We start from the raw sequence: 18,371 nt of genomic DNA on the forward strand, positions 1-18,371 counted from the left end.
ATCCACCCTTACTTACACACATTGGAAACCTAAGAGCAACAAATGCTTCCTATCGTCACTAACTACCAAATTATTTGGGGCATGGTTAATTTGGTTCATCAACATAGGGGGAGATACTCTTGTCATTCAAGAAACGCGTAATTGCGGTTGTCACATGTGTGACAGCGGTTGCTTCGCTGGCAGCCTGCGGGGGAGTCAAATCGGATTCGAGCGCTAGCGGAAGCAAGGCCATAACAATCGGAACCACCGACCAGATCGTCAGCCTTGACCCTGCGGGCTCATACGACAATGGCTCATACGCCGTACAGATTCAGGTATTCCCATTCCTGTACGCGCAAAACTACAATTCATCATCCGTAAGCCCTGACATCGCAGCAGACGCAGGCACCTGGAGCAGCGACGGCACCGAATTCACCGTCAAGCTCAAGTCCGGCCTGAAGTTCGCCAACGGCGACACCCTGAACTCGAAGGATGTCAAGTTCTCGTTCGATCGAATCAAGAAGATAAACGACCCCAACGGCCCTTCGTCATTGCTGGCGAACATCGAATCCATCTCCACGCCTGATGACAACACGGTGGTGTTCAAGGATTCGGTTGCCAATGACGTGACCTTGAAGCAGGTTCTTTCCAGCCCCGCAGGCCCGATTGTCGACGATCAGGTCTTTTCGGCCGACAAGCTGACAAGCGCAAATACCATCGTCAAGGACGATGCGTTCGCCGGCCCATACAAGCTGACCTCGTTCAAGCTCAACGAGGCCCTCTCCTATGCCAAGAACACCAGCTACAAGGGTCTGACTCCTGCGAAGAACTCGAATGTGGATGTGCAGTACTTCGCGAACACGTCGAATCTCAAGCTTGCAGTGCAAGAGGGGCAGGTTGACGTCGCATACCGTTCACTGACGCCGACGGACATCTCCAGCCTGTCGAAGAACAGCAAGGTCAAGGTCGTCAAGGGCCCTGGTGGCGAGGAGCGATTCCTGACATTCAACTTCAAGACCCAGCCATACGGCACGGCTCAGAAGGATGCCAGCGTCAGCAAGGCGACGGCCGTGCGCCACGCGGTTGCCGATCTGATCGACCGTGACGATCTCGCGAGCTCGGTCTACAAGAACACATATACGCCCATGTATTCCTACATTCCAGAAGGTCTGACCGGCCATGAGGATACCCTCAAGACCGCATATGGCAACGGCAAGGGCGCCCCTGACGCGGCGAAGGCCAAGAAGGCACTTCAAGACGCCGGAGTGGCGACGCCAGTCACCCTGAACATTCAGTACAATTCAGATCATTATGGCGCATCATCGGCGGACGAGTATGCGGCGATAAAGACCCAGCTCGAAAAGGACAACCTGTTCAAGGTGAATCTTCAGCAGACTGAATGGACCCAATACAACAAGGAACGTGTCGTGACCGATTCCTCAGATGGCTCATATCCTGTGTATCAGCTCGGCTGGTTCCCTGACTATTCCGATCCTGACAACTATCTCTCGCCATTCTTCAGGGACGGCAACTTCATCAACAATGGATACTCGAACAGCACTGTCAACTCGCTTATCGTAAAGCAGGCGGGCGAACAGGATGTATCCGCTCGTGAGAAGCTGCTCAAGCAGATACAGACCCTAGAAACCCAGGATCTTTCGACGATTCCGCTGCTTCAGGGTTCTCAGGTCGCGGTGACGGGCAAAAGTGTCAAGGGTGTCGTTCTCGACGCATCCTTCCGCTTCCGCTACGCTTCGATAACCAAGTCCTGACAACGATTCCTCGACCGCTCAAGTGGTGCATGCAGCATTGTGAAAGGCTGATTGCACCGCCTGAGCGGCCCGTCTGTTCGTATTTGCGATTAAGGAGTTCATGTGTCAGAAGGCAGTATCCAAGGGATGCCGGTGGAAGGTGATTCCCAGCCGAAAGCCCCGGTGAAGGTCAAGGCTAAGAAAAATAGAATATCAGGCGGATTCTTCCGCTTCGTGGTGACCAGGTTCCTGCTCATCATTCCCACAGTTTTTATTCTTGTGACCGTTGTTTTCTTCGTCATGCGTGCCACCGGCGACCCAATATCGGCCGCCCTGGGTGGGCGACTGGCTCCTGCGGAACTGCAGCGTCGCATTCATGCAGCCGGCTACGACCGTCCACTCATCGTGCAGTATCTTTCCTATCTTTCAGACCTTCTGCATGGCAACCTGGGAACGACGCTGACTGACAATCAGCCAGTGAGCTCGATTCTGACCCAATATGGGGCCGCGACCCTCGAGCTTTCCATTCTTTCGCTCATCGTTGCGCTGGTCATTGGAATCCCCCTCGGCCGACTTGCAGCCAGGTACCGTGACCGGGCCCAGGACGCGGCCGTGCGGGTCTTCGCAATCCTGTGCTATGCCACGCCCGTGTTTTTCCTCGGCCTTGTGCTCAAGCTCATCTTTTCCGTATGGCTTGGGATCCTGCCAAGTTCAGGCAGGTCGTCGCTGAGCTCGACGATACAGTTCGACAGGCTTGTCTCGCCTACGGGACTGTACATCATTGATGCTTTCCAACTGGGAAACATGCAGGTCCTTGGCGATGTGCTGCTGCATGCGATCCTGCCGGCACTCTCGTTGGGATTGCTCACCGCTGGTGTGTTCATCAGGCTCGTTCGCACCAACGTCATATCCACATACACTTCCGGCTATGTGGACGCTGCACGTTCGAGGGGCGTATCCGAGGGCCGGCTGCTATCCAAGCATGCATGGAAGCCTGCGCTCATACCCATCATCACGGTCATGGGCATGCAGATCGCACTGATGCTTGCGGGTGCGGTGCTCACGGAGACCACCTTCGAGTGGAAGGGTCTCGGCTTCATGCTTGCCCAGTATCTCAAGGCCCGTGACTTCGTCGCAGTGCAGGGTATCGTGATTCTGATCGCGATAATCGTTTCGGTCGTGAACTTCATCGTTGATATCGTGAGCGCCATGATTGACCCGAGAGTGAGGTACTGAAAATGGCATCAGATCCTCAAATCGTCACCGTCCCAGGTGACACCAGACTTCAGAACCTCAAGAACAGGCCGAGTTCGCCGCTTGCCAAGCTGCCCATCATTCGCGAACTTCGCATCGCCGTAGGCTGGCAGCGAGGCATGCTGATAACCGGTCTTGCGATTACTGCGGTGTTCGTCCTGCTTGCCCTGTTCGCACCGGTCATCGCCCCTTATGGATTTGCGCAAAGCACTGATGCCGCGGGTCATGCCTTCCCCACGCAGGCAGCGCCGAGCTCAGCGCATATCTGGGGAACGACGGTCGGTGGCTTCGATGTGTTCAGCCGCACGGTCTGGGGTGCTCGCACGGCGATCATCGCGATCATCGTCGCAGTCATCCTCTCGCTGTTCCTCGGCGTGCTGCTCGGCCTGGTATCCGGTTACTTCGGTGGATGGATAGATCGAGTGCTCGTGGTCATAGCCGATGCGATCTATTCGTTCCCGTCGCTGCTGCTCGCAATCCTGATGGCAATCATGATTTCCGGCGGGCAGTCGAGTCTGGCCGGCGGCATCCTTGCCTCGGGCATTTCCATAACGGTGGTGTATATACCGCAGTACTTCAGAACGATACGAGCCGAGGTCATACGCATCAAGGAATCGGCGTACGTCGAATCGGCAAAGGTCGTCGGAGCGTCGACCTGGCGCATCATGACCAAGCACCTGCTGAAGAACTCCACAAGAACGCTGCCGGTTATTCTGACCCTGAATTCCTCCGAGGCGATTCTCACGCTTGCAGGTCTTGGATTCCTCGGTTTCGGCATCGAGCCCACCTCGGCTGCAGAATGGGGCTACGACCTGAACCGTGCAGTCGCCGATGTGACGGCTGGCATCTGGTGGACGTCGATCTTCCCTGGCGTGGCAATCGTGCTGATCGTTCTCGGAATCACCCTCGTCGGCGAGTCGTTGAATGATTTGGCAGATCCGCGCCTGCGTGCCCGCAAGTCAGCCGGAGAAGTGATCGGTTCGATTGAGGACACATCCGTTGACCCCAGTGAAAAGGCCGGTCCAGACAACGAGGCCACCGAAGAGGTGTTTGCCTTGCACAGAAGCATTCCCGTTGCAGATGAGTCGGGAGCTGATTCAGGAGCGGCGTCGGGGGCCAACGAGGTCGAAGGAGGTCAACATGAGTGACGGCACAGTGGCTCAGCCGGTCCGAGGCTCGGCAGAAGTGCAGCAGGAGTCATCGGCTGCGACCGGCAACAATCTGGCGCAGATCAAGAACCTGAGCGTCTCGTTCATGACCGATGCCGGTTCGATCAAGGCGATCGACAACATCAGTTTTTCAATTCCGAAGAAAACGGTTGTCGGCGTTGTCGGCGAATCCGGTTCGGGAAAGTCCGTAACCGCCCGGTCAATCATCAAGCTGCTTCCAGAGACCGCAACCACGTCCGGTGCAATCTATCTGTCCCGCAGAGACGGCAGCGAGGAGCTTGATGTCCTCTCGCTGAAGTCTGAAGACCTGCAGCATATGCGTGGCGAAGAAGCGGCGATGGTGTTCCAGGAGCCGAATTCCGTGCTCAATCCGGTCTATACGATTGGCTGGCAGATTGAAGAGGGTCTGCGTGCACATGGCATGAAGGGGAAGAAGGAACTTCGCGCCAAGGCGATTGATATTTTGCAGAAAGTCGGCATTCCAGACGCCAAGACCCGTGTGGATTACTATCCTCATCAGTTCTCAGGAGGCCAGAAGCAGCGCATTGTGATTGCCATGGCATTGGTGCTCAATCCAGGCCTGATTCTCGCCGACGAGCCGACCACAGCTCTTGACGTGACGGTGCAGGCTGAGATTCTCGATCTGCTCAGGCTGGCTCGCGATGAATTCGATGCCAGCGTGCTCATCATCACCCACAACATGGGCGTCATCGCAGATATCGCCGATCAGGTCGTGGTGATGTATCGCGGCCATGTGGTCGAGCAGGGCGATGTCGATCAGATTTTCTATCATCCCAAGGATGATTACACCAAGCGGCTCTTGGCTGCGGTTCCGAGAATCGGTCAGAAGCTTGTCGTGCGAAATGATGAAGGCGTGGCCATCGAGCGCAAGGCCGACTGGCGCACGCAGCCCATCGCCGTGGAAGCGAAGGGCGTGACGATCACCTATCCAGGGCATCTGCTGCAGCCTGATTTTGTGGCCGTAAAAGACGCGGATTTTACGATTCATCGTTCAGAGGTGCTGGGGCTCGTGGGTGAGTCAGGTTCGGGAAAGTCCACGACGGGTCGCGCGATTGCGGGGCTGCAGAGGATTTCCGGCGGCTCGCTCAAGGTGCTCGGATCTGAGATGAATGGTTTCAAGGAGCGCGATTTCAAGCCAAAGCGTGCTGACATCGGATTCGTGTTCCAGGATCCTGGCAGTTCGTTCAATCCGCTGATGACCATTGCCGAGAATGTTGCCGAACCGCTGCTGGTGCATAAGAAGTATTCTTCCGTAAGTGACGCCAACGATTACGTAGGCGATCTTCTGGAGATGGTGCAGCTTCCCCGTACCTATATGAACCGCTTTCCTCATGAGCTGTCCGGAGGACAGCGTCAGCGTGCATCGCTGGCCCGTGCATTGGCACTCAAGCCGTCGTTGATAATCGCTGACGAGCCGACTTCCGCCTTGGATGTGTCGGTGCAGGCCAAGGTGCTTCAGCTCTTCAAGCGACTGCAGATTGAGATTGGCTTTGCATGCCTGTTCATAACCCATGACCTGGCGGTAGTGGACATGCTTGCGGACCGCATCATGGTGATGCACAAGGGGAGCATCGTCGAGCATGACGAGGCCAGCCAGATCATGCTCAATCCCCAGAATTCCTACACGCAGAAGCTTCTTGCTTCGCTGCCGGTTCCGGACCCACGCGAACAGCAGCGGCATCGAGATCGACTCAGGGAGTTGCTGAGACAGCAGTGAGCCTGTCCGAATCGTCCCGGAACGCGGATCGGGGTCACAGGGTGACCTATGGCCTAATCATGGGCTTCGAGGATGAATTCAAGTGGGTTGTCTAGAAGGCGGCGCAATCCCACCTGGGCCGCTCCGAGAAGCGCCGGCCTCATGTTGCAATCGGAGAGATAGACGTGCGCCTGTCTCTCCGGGAAGCCAAGTATCTGCGCGTTCACCTGATCTTCGATCCTCCTTGCGAGGTCGTCTCCGAATCGACCCCACAAGCCTCCCAATATCACCTTGTCTATGTCCAGGATGTTGATGGTGGTGGCAAGCCCGGATGCAAGGGCCTTCGCGGCCATCTTCATGGTCTTCAGCGTCTGTGCATCGCCCAGGTTCCAGCGCCTTTCCAATTCATCCATGACCTCGCTGGGAGAGGATGCAGGGTCCGGATCGAGTCCCGATGCCGTGATGAGGGCCTTTCGCCCGGCATATGATTCCAGGCATCCATTCCTGCCGCATTGGCATACCGGACCGTTCAGGTCAACGGAGATATGCCCAAGTTCCCCGGCGAATCCGTGGTTGCCTCGCTGAACCTGGCCGTCACGGACGACCGCGCCGCCAATGCCGATGTCCGTCGACAGGTAGATGAAGGATTCGGAAGGATTGACGAGTCCCTGTTCCTTGCGTTGCATGGCAAAGCCTGGTATCTGCGACAGCGCTGCCATGTTAGCCTCATTGTCGATGCGTGGGTTGAGACGCCTGACAAGATTGAACCGTTTCAGTTCAAGGTTCTCCCAGCCCAGATTTCGCGCGGAAAGCAGCCTGTAGTCTTCCGTCACAAGACCTGGCAGGGCAAGCGCGGAGCCGACGATCACCTTCTTGCATCGGGCGATTGCGACTTCCCCATCCCTGACGAGGTCTTCGAGCCGACTGAAGATGTCATCCGGATCTCGATCCTCCATGGGTTCGCTCACCCATTGCTGTGCAATGACGTCGCCCTTGATGTCCAGGGCGATGAAGCCAAATCCGTCCGTGTTGATCTGCAGACCGATTGCGCAGAAGCCCCTGCCATCAAGATGCAGGGGTGTGCTGGGACGACCGTGCATCGGTGGGACGCTCGGCGATCCCTCCTTGACTATATTCGCCGATAGAAGCAGTGCGACAAGCAGTGAAATCGTAGCCTTTGTCAGACCGGTCGCCTTTGCCAGTTCGGCGCGGCTCAATGGGGTCTGAGATCGTAGTATGGTGTCGAGCAGGACCGAAAGGTTGTGGTTGCGCAAATCATCCTGATTGATGCTCTTCAGAGAAGCCATGCGAATCCTTTCGTTGTGCATGAGACCCACTGTAACAATGTTTCTCGTCGATGACGTGGAGGCAGGCCCCGAAAGGCATGGCAGGTTGGCAAACAGACAAGGGCAGTCAATTCAGTATAGTATAATGAATAAACTATATAAGGGTGCTTACGCTGTCGTAAGAGGAACACATTCATGAAAGGGAGATGCCATGAGCCAGATTCTGGTCGCGGGAATCGATACTTCCACGCAGTCGACAAAGGTTCGCGTAACGGATGCAGACTCTGGGGCGCTGGTTCGGTTCGGGCAGGCGAAGCACCCGGATGGCACGAGCGTCGATCCGGATTCCTGGTGGAAGGCGTTCCTTGAAGCCTCGAAGCAGGCAGGCGGGCTCGACGATGTGAGTGCGCTGGCCGTCGGCGGACAGCAGCACGGCATGGTGACTCTGGACCATCAAGGTCGGGTTGTTCGTGATGCCCTGCTGTGGAATGACACTCGCTCCGCGCCCAACGCTGAGGAACTCATTCGCCAGCTGGGCGCGGCAGGGAAGGGCGCCGACGAGCAAGAGCTCAGCGATGATCCGGTCGCGCGCGGCCGGCAGCGGTGGGCCAGGGCAGTGGGATCCTCGCCGGTCGCCTCGCTGACGATCACCAAGGTCGCATGGTTGGCAGCCAACGAACCCGAGCATGCTTCGAAGGTCGCTGCCGTATGCCTTCCCCATGATTGGCTGAGCTGGCGCATAGCAGGTCATGGACCGGTCGAACGTGGCAACGCCGATTTGGGCGCGATCTTCACCGACCGTTCCGATGCATCGGGAACCGGGTATTTCGATTCGGTCCATAACCGATATCGGATGGATCTGTTTGAAATGGCGTTCCATCGCAGAGACGTAGTTCTGCCGCGAATTTCAACGGTTGACGATTCTTCCGTCATCGCCGACCCAGCCATAGCGGGGGCTTCGATTCCAGGTGGCTGCATCATTGCACCGGGCGGAGGGGATAACGCCATGGCATCGCTCGGGTTGAACATGGGCGTTGGGGATGTGTCGATTTCTCTGGGAACCTCCGGTGTGGCTGCGGCTGTCTCATCCGTTCCGGCAGAAGACATGACCGCATCCGTCACAGGATTCGCCGATTGCACCGGCCGCTGGCTTCCCCTTGCATGCACGATAAACGGATCGCGCATTCTTGATGCAGGGTGCAAGGCTCTGGGGGTTGGATACGATGAGTTGGCCCGGCTTGCCCTCAGTGCGAGACCTGGTGCCGATGGGCTTGTGCTGATACCCTATTTCGACGGTGAGCGCACGCCCAACCGCCCGGATGCCAAGGCCGCCCTGCATGGCATGACTTTGCTCAACCTCAGTCGGGAGAACATGGCGCGGGCATTCGTCGAAGGACTGCTCTGCTCTCAAAGGGATTGTCTTGAACTGCTTGGAAGGCTCGGAGTGACGATTCGTCGGCTTCTGCTGATCGGTGGGGGATCGCGCTCCTTGGCGGTGCGTGAGCTCTCTTCCGAAATACTGGGGATGGATGTGATGCTTCCCCATGCCGACGAATACGTTGCCATTGGTGCCGCACGCCAGGCATCCTGGGCATTGTCCCGTTCCTCAGAGCCTCCGGAGTGGCCGCTGACGATCGATCGACGGCTCTCATCGCCTGCGTACGAACGCGTGTATCGACAGTATGTGCAATACCGTGGCTGAAGGCAGTGTCTTTCCTGCATGCGGCGGACATCTTCCTCGTCATGCACAAGCCCCCGCCTGCAATGTGCTCGCAAACGGGGGCTTCGAAGGAGTTTGATGCCAGAGAACTGTTCTATTCTGCCAAGGCGTCGATGATGTAGTTGTTGATGGTGGCCTTGACCGATTCGAGGTGATCGGACTTGGTTGCGGCGATCAGGTCGGCCTGTGGAATGTCAAGCGCATGGTCTTCAAGCTGCGCGAGGGAAGAGATGGATCCATCGTCGATCTTCTGCCCGATGCCGGAGTCATAGGAGCTGTATCTCGTTTCCTGCAGCCTTTCGATGTAGTTGTCCTCATGCATCTGCGCTGCCACCAGAAGTCCTGCCGCGTATGTGTCCATTCCCGCGACGTGCGAGCGGAAGAGATCCTCCTCGGTGAACGAGGAGCGACGGGGCTTCGCATCAAAGTTGAGTCCGCCGTGGGGGCCGATGCCTCCTGCCGCGAGCACCTCCCACATGACCGCAACGGTTTCGTAGAGGTCGGTCGGGAATTCGTCCATGTCCCAACCGATGAGCTTGTCTCCCTGGTTGGCATCGAGCGAACCCAGGAAGCCGGACTCTCGGGCGACGCGTATCTCGTGCTGGTAGGTATGGCCTGCAAGGTTTGCATGGTTTCCTTCCAGATTGAGCTTGAAGGTATCTGTGAGATCGTGGGCTCGCAGGAATTCGATGGCGGTCGCGGCATCGAAGTCATATTGGTGCAGCGTCGGTTCCTTGGGCTTGGGTTCGATGAGGAACTGGGCGTTGAAGCCGATTTCATCCGCATAGTCGGCGCATAGATGGAAGAAGCGGGCGATATGGTCGGTTTCACGCTTCATTTCCGTGTTCCACAGATTCTCATAGCCTTCGCGCCCACCCCAGAACACATAGTTCTCAGCGCCGAGCCGTTTGCCGATCTCGAGGCTTTTCTTGAGTTGCCCGCCTGCATAGGCATAGATGTCGGCGAATGGTGAGGTCGCGGCCCCTGAGACGAAGCGAGGATTGGTGAACAGCGAGGAGGTGTTCCACAGGAGCTTCACGCCGGTCGCCTTCATGTTCTCTTCGATCTTGGCGACGACCCTGTCGAGATTTGCGTTGGTCTCGCGAAGAGTGTCTCCTTCTGGCGCGATGTCGCGGTCATGGAAGCAGAAGTATTCGACTCCTAGCTTCGTGAAGAGCTCGAATGCGTAGTCCACCTTTGCCAGCGCCTGGTCCATCGGATCGGTGTATTTGTAGTATGCACGGTGCGCGGTTCCTACGCCAAAGGGATCGACGAGTTCCTGGTTGAAGGTGTGCCACCATGCGACGCCGAATCTCATCCAGTCCTTCATCTTCCTGCCGGCTACGACGCGTTCGGCATCGTAGTAATGGAAGGCAAGTGATTCCTGCGGGCCTCGCGTTCGCCCCACGTATGCTACTTTCTCGACATTCCACAGGTCCATGTGCTGCTCCTTTGCTTGAAACGAATATGAACCGGGCTTCGCTGCCCGGTGTTACAGAAATGATAAGAGTGTCGAACATGTTTGTCAAATCGTTTAACTTATTTGCCGGTACCAATGACCGACCTGCCTTCGTGCATGATGTCGGGTCAGGACTGCCTGAGAATTGAATTTGTTAAATCGTTAAACTAGATATATGCTGTTAGGGAAACCAGTTGAATGGCCATCTGGTTTTACAACTCACATTTCTGAAATCATCCATTATCTCATCAAGGACGAGGAGAAATATATGAAAAAACTCATGAAAGGCATGGCTGCGCTCGGCACTGCGGCAATTCTGATTTCCATGGCTGGCTGCGGCTCTGCAAGGTCGCAGAGCGAGTCTTCCGATGCAAAGGTCAGCGTGGGGATATCGATGCCCGAACAGCAGCTGGAACGATGGCAGATCGATGGCAACAATCTGAAGAAAAAGCTGGAAAGCTACGGATATTCGGTCACCCTGCAGTATGCGGACGGCAAGACGGACCAGCAATCATCCCAGATTCAGAACATGGCGAACAATGGAGTCGATTACGTCGTGATCGCATCGATCGATGGAACCGCGACTGGTTCGGCAGCGGAGCAGGCGAAGGCGGCAGGAGCGAAGGTCATCGCCTATGACCGCATGATCATGAACACCGACGCGGTCGATTACTATGCGACCTTCTCCCTTACCGAAGTCGGAAAGATGCAGGGTGAATACATCGTCAAGAAGCTCGGCCTCGACAGTGGCAAGAAGGGCCCCTTCAACATTGAGCTGATGTCGGGTTCTCCCACCGATAACAATGCCAAATACTATTACCAGGGTGCCTGGTCTGTTCTGGAACCATACTTCAAGTCAGGCGCTCTGCAGTCGAAGTCAGGGAAGGTGCCCAAGACCGTCGACGACTATCGTTCCATCGGCATCGACAACTGGGATCAGCAAAAGGGCCAGAACGAGATGGAGAATCGTATCAATTCCTTCTATAGCAATGGCACCAATCATCTTGATGCCGTCCTGGCGCCCAATGATGCTCTTGCACGAGGCACAGTCCAGGCTGTGCAAAGCGCTGGGCTGGGCTATTACCCGATCATCACGGGCCAGGATGCGGAGCAGGCCAGCGTTCAGAACATCGTCAAGGGTCAGCAGTCGATGACCGTATACAAGGATACGCGAAAGCTTGCCACAAGCACCGCGAACCTTATCAAGAGCCTGGTGGAGGGCAAGACCCCGGAAACCACCAGCACCTTCCCCAATGGGAATAAGGATGTTCCGTCGATCATGCTGACTCCTGTCTCGGTTGATAAGTCGAATGTGAAGAAGGAACTTGTGGACTCAGGGTATCTGACCGCCTCAGAGGCAGGCCTGTGAGCCATCGTCAGAAAGGGGCGCGGCGCCAAGGCCGGCGAAGTGCCCCTCTGGGCAATCGAACACTCAATGCATGAACGATCAAGGAGCCACTATGGCAGATGAGCACGATGTGATATTGGAGATGCGGCATATTGTTAAACGCTTTGGCCCGGTCACCGCCCTTAACGATGTCAGCATCTCGGTGAGGCAGGGGCAGATTTTCTCCCTCTGCGGAGAAAACGGCGCTGGAAAGTCAACGCTGATGAATGTGCTTTCCGGCGTGTACCCATACGGAAGCTACGAGGGTGATCTGATATATAACGGAGAAACCTGCAAGTTCAAGACGATCCATGATTCGGAGCAGCAGGGAATCGTCATCATCCATCAGGAATTCACGCTTGTTCCTTACATGACCATCGCCGACAACATATTCATGGGCAGCCACATTCGCAAGGGTCTTTCGGTGGACTATGACGAGCAGAGGAGAAGAACGGCGGAAGTGCTGGCCCTTGTGGGGCTGTATGAGAGTCCTGACACGCTTATCTCGAATCTTGGAGTCGGCAAGCAGCAACTCGTGGAGATCGCGAAGGCCCTGACGAAGGATGTCAAGCTCCTGATTCTGGACGAGCCGACCGCGGCGCTCAACGATGAGGATTCCTCGCATCTTTTGCGGATCATTGACGATCTTCGCAAGACGAAGGGAGTCACGGCAATCATCATTTCGCACAAGCTCAACGAAATCGAGGAATCCGCAGATGCGGTTCAGGTGATCCGCGATGGAAAGACGGTGTCTCATGTTGACATTGATTCCAAGCATGCGCTTGACGTCGATGCCCTGATCCGTGACATGGTCGGCAGGCCGTTGACGAACAGGTATCCGGAGCATGTCTCGCATATCGGAAAAGAGCTTTTCCGTGTGGAGGATTGGAAGCTGTATCATCCGATCGACGAGAGCAGAATGATCGTGAAAGGCGTGAGCTTCAACGTTCATGCCGGAGAGATCGTTGGCTTGGCTGGTCTGATCGGCGCTGGCCGGACGGAAACGCTGATGAGTGTCTTCGGTCATCAATACGGAGTCAAGGCATCGGGAAGACTGTTCATAGAGAACAACGAGGTCAGATTCCCAACCGTGCGCTCCGCAATCGAGCAGGGCGTCGTCTATGCGACCGAGGATCGCAAGAAATTCGGATTGAATCTGCTGAAATCCATTCGGGAGAACATTTCCTTGGCAAGCCTGCTGAACATCAGCCTGCATGGCGTCATCAACCTTGGCGAGGAACTCGATATGGCCGAACGCTTCCGGAACGAGCTGAAGCTCAAGGCCTCGAGCATAGAGATGGAATCGGGCAATCTTTCCGGAGGAAATCAGCAGAAGGTCGTCCTTGCGAAATGGATGGCTGCCAATCCTCGTGTCCTCATACTCGACGAGCCCACGCGCGGCATCGATGTGGGCGCGAAATATGACATCTATGAGATCATCAACCACCTGGCGGATTCGGGCAAGGCCGTGATCGTCATATCGTCTGAACTTCCGGAGCTTCTGGGCATCTGCGATCGCATCTATACGATGAACGCCGGGAAAATCACCGCTTGCGTCGACAGGAAAGACAGCAGCCAGGAGACGCTCATGCATTACATGATCATGGATGATTCAAACGATCCGAATCTTCTTGCCAGGCAAGCACTGGCTCTCAATCAACAATAATCAAGAAAGGCATTACGAATATGTCAGCCGTTGAATCGCATGCACAAGACAAGTCACATGAAAAGTCCGTTCCGACCTTTTCACTTAAGGGTCAGATACTCGCGAATCTGAGATCATACGGAATCTTTCTCGCACTGATCATCATCATCCTCATCTTCCAGGTTCTTACAGGCAACCGTTTGCTCTATCCGAACAACGTCGTTGCACTCGTTCAGCAGAATGCCTATGTGCTCATCACTGCAATCGGCATGCTGATGCTCATCATTGCCACTCATATCGATCTTTCCGTGGGTTCCGTCATCGCGTTCATAGGCGGTGTGGGTGCCTACGCGATGATGAATTGGGGAATGAACTGGATGCTGGCCATTCTCTTCATGATCGTCGTCGGACTGCTTGTCGGCGTCTGGCAGGGTTTTTGGGTCGCATACGTCCACATCCCCGCATTCGTGGTCACCCTTGGTGGCATGCTGATTTTTCGAGGCCTTGCAACCCTTATCGCCGGAGAATCGATAGCCGTTCGCTCAACTCCCTTCCGCACGATCGCAATAGGCTATCTTCCCAATGTCTTCGGCTTCTGGTGGGGCTTTGACGGTCTGACCATCGTCATAGGCGCGATTGGCATTGCCCTGTTCGTATGGTCCCAGTTACGCAAGCGTGCGAAGGCGGCAAGGAACAGGATCGAAGTGGAGTCCTCGATCTGGACGACGGTCAAATGTGTGCTTGGCATTGCGATCATCGGTTACGTCACCTATCTCTTTGCAGGATCGGGAAACGCGACCGAGGGTGGAATCCCCATCATGTTCGTCCTGATTGCGGCGCTGATCGGAATATATTGGTTCGTTCTCAACCGCATGATCCTTGGGCGCGATATCTATGCCGTGGGCGGCAACAGAAAGGCTGCAATCCTGTCAGGAGTAAATACCGAAATGGTCGATTTCAAGATTTTCCTCAATATGGGATTGCTCACATCCATCGCTTCGATCGTCGTTCTTTCAAGGCTTGCATCTGCGAGTGCGGCGACCGGACAAGGTTTTGAGATGGATGCGATAGCCGCATGCTTCATCGGTGGCACTGCCGTGTTCGGTGGCATAGGAACAATACCCGGGGTCTTGGTGGGCGCACTTATCATGGGAGTCCTGAATCAAGGCCTGTCGATCATGGGCATTGACGCTTCGATCATCAGCACCATCAAGGGTCTCGTCGTAATCGTTGCGGTGGCCTACGATCTCCTGAGCAAAAGAAAGAAGGCATGAGATCGTGTCACCCGGCATCAATGGCAAGGCCACTGCAAAGACTCGTTTCGAAGCTGACGAACGGTTCCATATGAGGCTATACGCGCTTACCAGCATTTCCAGTGTGGGTTGGCTCGTGCAATCCATGCATTCGAGTCTCGGTGAACCTGCGTTCTTTAGCGTCGCGCATGTCGTGCTGTGGCTTTGCATTCTGACGACAATCGTGTACACCGGATACAATGCCTTTGTCCTGAACAGGGAGTTGAAAGTGGCCAAGGGCGGCGGCGGATCGGATGCTGTGCGTGATGCTGACGCAATGAGTCCTGTATCTCCGCCACACGGTCAAGGAAAGGATCACGCGGAAGGGCAGGCCGCCGGTCTGTGAAAAACCGATGGGAAGCTGACGTGAGCAAGGACCCCATGGGTTGTCCCGTCTCGTGACCTTTCGGGTTGAACTTTTCGGGTTTCAGCCTTCCGGGGTCTCGCCACGATATCGCGCCATCATCTGGGTCTGGAGCAGCTGTGCGCTTGGGGGAGTCCATGTCAGAGCGTCGGCGCCTGCCTCGAGCGTGCTGGCGATATTGATGTCCGTGCTCCCGCATGACGCGAGAATTGGTATTTCGGGGTGATGCGCACGAATGCCTGTCACGACCGAAGTCGTATTGGCGCCGGCTGCGACATTGATTATTGCAGCACCTGCAAGAATTTTTTCCTCGGTGATCTCATCGTCGGCGGTGACGGTTGCGATTACTGGGATGTCGATTGAATTCATTGCAGCCTCGACGGTCTCCGCAGGCGCAGGCGAATTGATGACGACGCCGGCGGCGCCCTGCATCTCTGCGACCATGGCCAGCTCGACGACGCGAGTGCCGGTCGTCGTGCCTCCTCCGACTCCTACGAATACCGGCTGCTGGGCGACGATGAGCAGTGCCTGTGTGATGACCGGTTCGCCCGTGAACGGATAGACGGCAAGAATGGCATCCGCATTGGTGTTACGAATCACCGCAGCATCGGTCGTATATGCGAAGGTCTTGATCGTATGGCCTTTGATGGTGATGCCACCCGCGCTCGCGGTGGATTCGGGAACTCGGGCAACGGGAGATGTCAGGCGTCCCTCGACGTTCGCCGTTCCCCTCGTCGTGCGGCTCACCGATGGTGTTGCACTATGCTGCTCGATCGCTATTGATTCACTCGATGAGAACATGTGCATGGTTGGTTTTGCGCTCATTCTTCCCCTTCTTGCATATTTGCCTCACGAAATTCACGCATAGCTTCCTTCATCATCCTACGGCGTTCCACAAACTCGTCTTCGGGATACTTCTTCTCTATGTTTTCGATGACCCTCTGCAAATATCCGCTAAATTGTACCAATTCCTCAGCGTCGAGGCAGTCGAAGGCATCGGCTGCATTCTGCATGGTCTTATGCAACTGCTGCGCGGCCTTCCTGCCTTTCTCCGTTATCTCGACCATGGCAACGCGCCTGTCGCCATCCGACGGTTTGCGCGAGATATAGCCCTTTGCCTCGAGCTTCCCCAGCAACTGACCCAGAGCCTGACGACTCAGACCGAGAATCGTTGCGAGGTCGCGCTGGCTTACCGTGGACCGCAGGGTGAGGGTGAGCAGTACTCGTCCCTGTCCTCGCAGGGCGTAATCGCCTCCGCCGAGTGCCTCCATGGGATTGGGCATGCCTGGCATGCGCGCCCGGTCACGGCTTCGTTCGGCCATGCGGGCCTGACGCTGAGCCATCCGGCGCTCTGCAAGATGGCGATAGGCTCGTTCTTGCATGCCGTCGTCGATGCGTGAGACCTGCGTCCGGATCCGGATCATCATCATGCTGAGTTCGCGAAGTTGGTTGAGTATCTGCGGCTTGAGCTCTGTCTTTCTTCCGGTTTCCAGGTCTGAATCGCTGCCGTGTGCTGAGCCGTCGGTTCTGTTCGTGCCGTGTTCAAGATGCGTAGCCATCATTGTTCCTTTTTTGGTGTGTGCCCTGCCTTGCCTCGTTTGGGAGGAGTCGAGCGTCCCGATAAATTTGTAAAGTACCTGACAGATATAACTGTATTCGAAGAATCGTATCTGTCAAGTACTTGACAGTGTCATATGGGTGGCAGGAAGCGTCTTAAATTGCCTGCGTTCTCGCAATTCGGCGCCATTCGTACCTTGGTGGCAAGTTCTCTGATTACGTTGTATGATATTTAGCTGTTGCCCCTCTAGCTCAATGGCAGAGCAGCGTCCTTTTAAGTCGTGGGTTCTCGGTTCGAGTCCGAGGGGGGGCACCTTTTCTCCGTCGGATTCGGTTCATGTTGCTTCGGATTCTGATCTTTTGATTTTTTATCCGATATTCTGTACTGTTCCAATCCGATATTTTGCATCATCGACAGCCGGTATTTTGTATAATTGCATTCTGGCGGCTTATTGATGCCATGACGACTGCAGAAGGAGTGCCGGTGACGCTACGACATGAAACGTATCGTCCGCGCATCATCGACGCGGTTCTGAAACGTCACCTTGCCACTTTCGGTGCAGTTGAGGTTGCGGGCACGATGTGGTCGGGCAAGACGTGGAGCGCGCAGGCGCAAGCGAACAGCCAGACCAGTCTGTATTCGCAGCAAGCGGCTGACTTGGCTCGGATAGACCCTGGGACCGTGCTTTCAGGGGAACCTCCTCATCTCATCGACGAATGGCAAGAGGTTCCGAGTGTTTGGGATTCGGCCAGACATGCTGTTGACGAGGCGGGGAGCGTGCCGGGCCAGTACATGCTGACAGGTTCCTCTACTCCTGCCAAGAATCAGGTGAGGCATAGCGGTGCCGGACGAATCTCGCAATTGCGCATGTGGCCTATGAGTCTAAGCGAATCTGGGGATAGTGATGGATCTGTTTCTCTGAGCGGTCTCTTTGATGGAGATTTCACATCCGGCCCCACGCAGAGCAGCATTGATGATCTCGCGCGTTTCATCTGTTTGGGCGGATGGCCAGGTGCGCTCAAGCTTAATCCCGACTCTGCGATTCTGATACCTGCGCAATATATGAGCACCTTAATCTCATCCAGTCAAGGGAAGACCCCGCGAAGCCAGCGGCAGCTTCGGGCATTGGGTGTGTCATTGGCAAGAAATGTAGGTGCATCCGCAACTTTGGATACACTCGGTGAAGATATGCGTTTGGACGCCGAGGATGCTCCTCAGACCAGACAAGTCGTTCGCCAATGCCTTGATTTCTATGAGGAACGATATGTGATCGATGAGATCAGGGGTTGGGATGCTCCGATTAAATCACCAAGACGCTTAAGAACGAAGCCGAAACGCTATTTTTCCGACCCTTCGCTCCCTGCATCTCTACTTGGTATGACCCCTTCCAGACTTATGTCGCAGCCTCAGCTGTTCGGCAATCTTTTCGAAGAGCTGTGCATGCGCGATCTGCGTGTATATGTTTCTGCTCTGACTGCTTCGCCATTGGACTCATTGAGATACTACAGGGATTCCGATGGTCTGGAAGTGGATGCGATTGTTGAATTGAACGATGGCAGATGGGGTGCGATTGAGATCAAGCTTGGCTCCAACAAGGTCGATCAGGGAGTGCACTCCTTGCTGCGCTTACGGAACAAGATTCAATCGAATCCAGCTGCACATAATCCAGAGCCATCATTCATGGCGGTGCTGGTAGGCAAGACGGACTTCCAATATACGACGCCAGAGGGCGTGCGCGTATTCCCGATTACCAGTCTGACCGTCTGATCGCACGATATCGCCATTATTCA

The 18,371-nt window shown here is 55.6% G+C and carries 14 protein-coding genes and 1 tRNA gene; 11 read left to right on the forward strand and 4 right to left on the reverse strand.

The genetic code is table 11. The features are described from left to right. The first annotated feature begins 119 nt into the window (after positions 1-119). The 4 genes from QN062_RS07360 (at position 120) to QN062_RS07375 (ending at position 5,891) form a co-directional block, all read left to right on the forward strand. Positions 120-1,751 carry an ABC transporter substrate-binding protein gene (locus QN062_RS07360; protein ID WP_369341179.1) on the forward strand — a complete coding sequence of 544 codons (1,632 nt, stop codon included), beginning with the start codon at positions 120-122 and terminating at the stop codon, positions 1,749-1,751. Between the two features lie 126 nt (positions 1,752-1,877). Further along, positions 1,878-2,966: an ABC transporter permease gene (locus tag QN062_RS07365; protein ID WP_369342574.1), complete on the forward strand. Its 1,089-nt coding sequence runs from the start codon at positions 1,878-1,880 to the stop codon at positions 2,964-2,966. A gap of 2 nt (positions 2,967-2,968) precedes the next feature. Beyond that, on the forward strand, positions 2,969-4,132 hold the full coding sequence (locus tag QN062_RS07370; protein ID WP_369341180.1) for an ABC transporter permease: 1,164 nt from the start codon (positions 2,969-2,971) through the stop codon (positions 4,130-4,132). Then, a complete protein-coding gene (locus tag QN062_RS07375) occupies positions 4,125-5,891 on the forward strand; it encodes a dipeptide ABC transporter ATP-binding protein (protein WP_369341181.1) in 1,767 nt (588 codons plus the stop codon). Before QN062_RS07370 ends, QN062_RS07375 begins: the two co-directional genes overlap by 8 nt. A 53-nt stretch (positions 5,892-5,944) precedes the next feature. On the opposite strand, the gene QN062_RS07380 is transcribed toward QN062_RS07375, so the two are convergent. Next, on the reverse strand, positions 5,945-7,177 hold the full coding sequence (locus QN062_RS07380; protein ID WP_369341182.1) for an ROK family protein: 1,233 nt from the start codon (positions 7,175-7,177) through the stop codon (positions 5,945-5,947). A 190-nt stretch (positions 7,178-7,367) separates the two neighbouring features. Here QN062_RS07380 and QN062_RS07385 point away from each other — a divergent pair, with 190 nt between their 5' ends. After that, positions 7,368-8,858 (forward strand): xylulokinase, encoded by a 1,491-nt coding sequence (locus QN062_RS07385; RefSeq protein ID WP_369341183.1) that lies wholly within the window; start codon positions 7,368-7,370, stop codon positions 8,856-8,858. 112 nt (positions 8,859-8,970) lie between these two features. Here QN062_RS07385 and xylA read toward each other — a convergent pair whose 3' ends face one another. Continuing rightward, on the reverse strand, positions 8,971-10,317 hold the full coding sequence (gene xylA, locus QN062_RS07390) for a xylose isomerase (RefSeq protein ID WP_369341184.1): 1,347 nt from the start codon (positions 10,315-10,317) through the stop codon (positions 8,971-8,973). Between the two features lie 286 nt (positions 10,318-10,603). On the opposite strand from xylA, the gene QN062_RS07395 reads away from it, so the two are divergent. The 4 genes from QN062_RS07395 (at position 10,604) to QN062_RS07410 (ending at position 15,005) form a co-directional block, all read left to right on the forward strand. Next, complete coding sequence (locus QN062_RS07395; protein WP_369341185.1) at positions 10,604-11,704, forward strand: substrate-binding domain-containing protein; 1,101 nt, start codon at positions 10,604-10,606, stop codon at positions 11,702-11,704. Between the two features lie 91 nt (positions 11,705-11,795). Then, positions 11,796-13,388, forward strand: a complete 1,593-nt coding sequence (locus QN062_RS07400; protein WP_369341186.1) for an ATP-binding cassette domain-containing protein — start codon at positions 11,796-11,798, stop codon at positions 13,386-13,388. A 20-nt stretch (positions 13,389-13,408) separates the two neighbouring features. Beyond that, positions 13,409-14,641, forward strand: coding sequence for an ABC transporter permease subunit (locus tag QN062_RS07405; protein WP_369341187.1), 1,233 nt, complete (start codon positions 13,409-13,411; stop codon positions 14,639-14,641). A 4-nt stretch (positions 14,642-14,645) separates the two neighbouring features. Beyond that, positions 14,646-15,005, forward strand: coding sequence for a hypothetical protein (locus tag QN062_RS07410; RefSeq protein WP_369341188.1), 360 nt, complete (start codon positions 14,646-14,648; stop codon positions 15,003-15,005). Positions 15,006-15,086: 81 nt separating this feature from the next. Here QN062_RS07410 and QN062_RS07415 read toward each other — a convergent pair whose 3' ends face one another. Beyond that, on the reverse strand, positions 15,087-15,824 hold the full coding sequence (locus QN062_RS07415; protein WP_394854717.1) for a dioxygenase: 738 nt from the start codon (positions 15,822-15,824) through the stop codon (positions 15,087-15,089). Between the two features lie 20 nt (positions 15,825-15,844). Next, on the reverse strand, positions 15,845-16,582 hold the full coding sequence (locus tag QN062_RS07420; protein ID WP_369341190.1) for a MarR family winged helix-turn-helix transcriptional regulator: 738 nt from the start codon (positions 16,580-16,582) through the stop codon (positions 15,845-15,847). A 239-nt stretch (positions 16,583-16,821) separates the two neighbouring features. Here QN062_RS07420 and QN062_RS07425 point away from each other — a divergent pair. Both QN062_RS07425 and QN062_RS07430 read left to right on the forward strand, forming a co-directional pair. Beyond that, positions 16,822-16,893 (forward strand) — tRNA-Lys (locus QN062_RS07425). A 171-nt stretch (positions 16,894-17,064) separates the two neighbouring features. Then, positions 17,065-18,348, forward strand: coding sequence for an ATP-binding protein (locus QN062_RS07430; RefSeq protein ID WP_369341191.1), 1,284 nt, complete (start codon positions 17,065-17,067; stop codon positions 18,346-18,348). The last annotated feature ends 23 nt before the right edge of the window (positions 18,349-18,371 follow it).

The organism is Bifidobacterium sp. WK012_4_13 (assembly GCF_041080835.1).
Lineage (GTDB): Bacteria > Actinomycetota > Actinomycetes > Actinomycetales > Bifidobacteriaceae > Bombiscardovia > Bombiscardovia fermentum.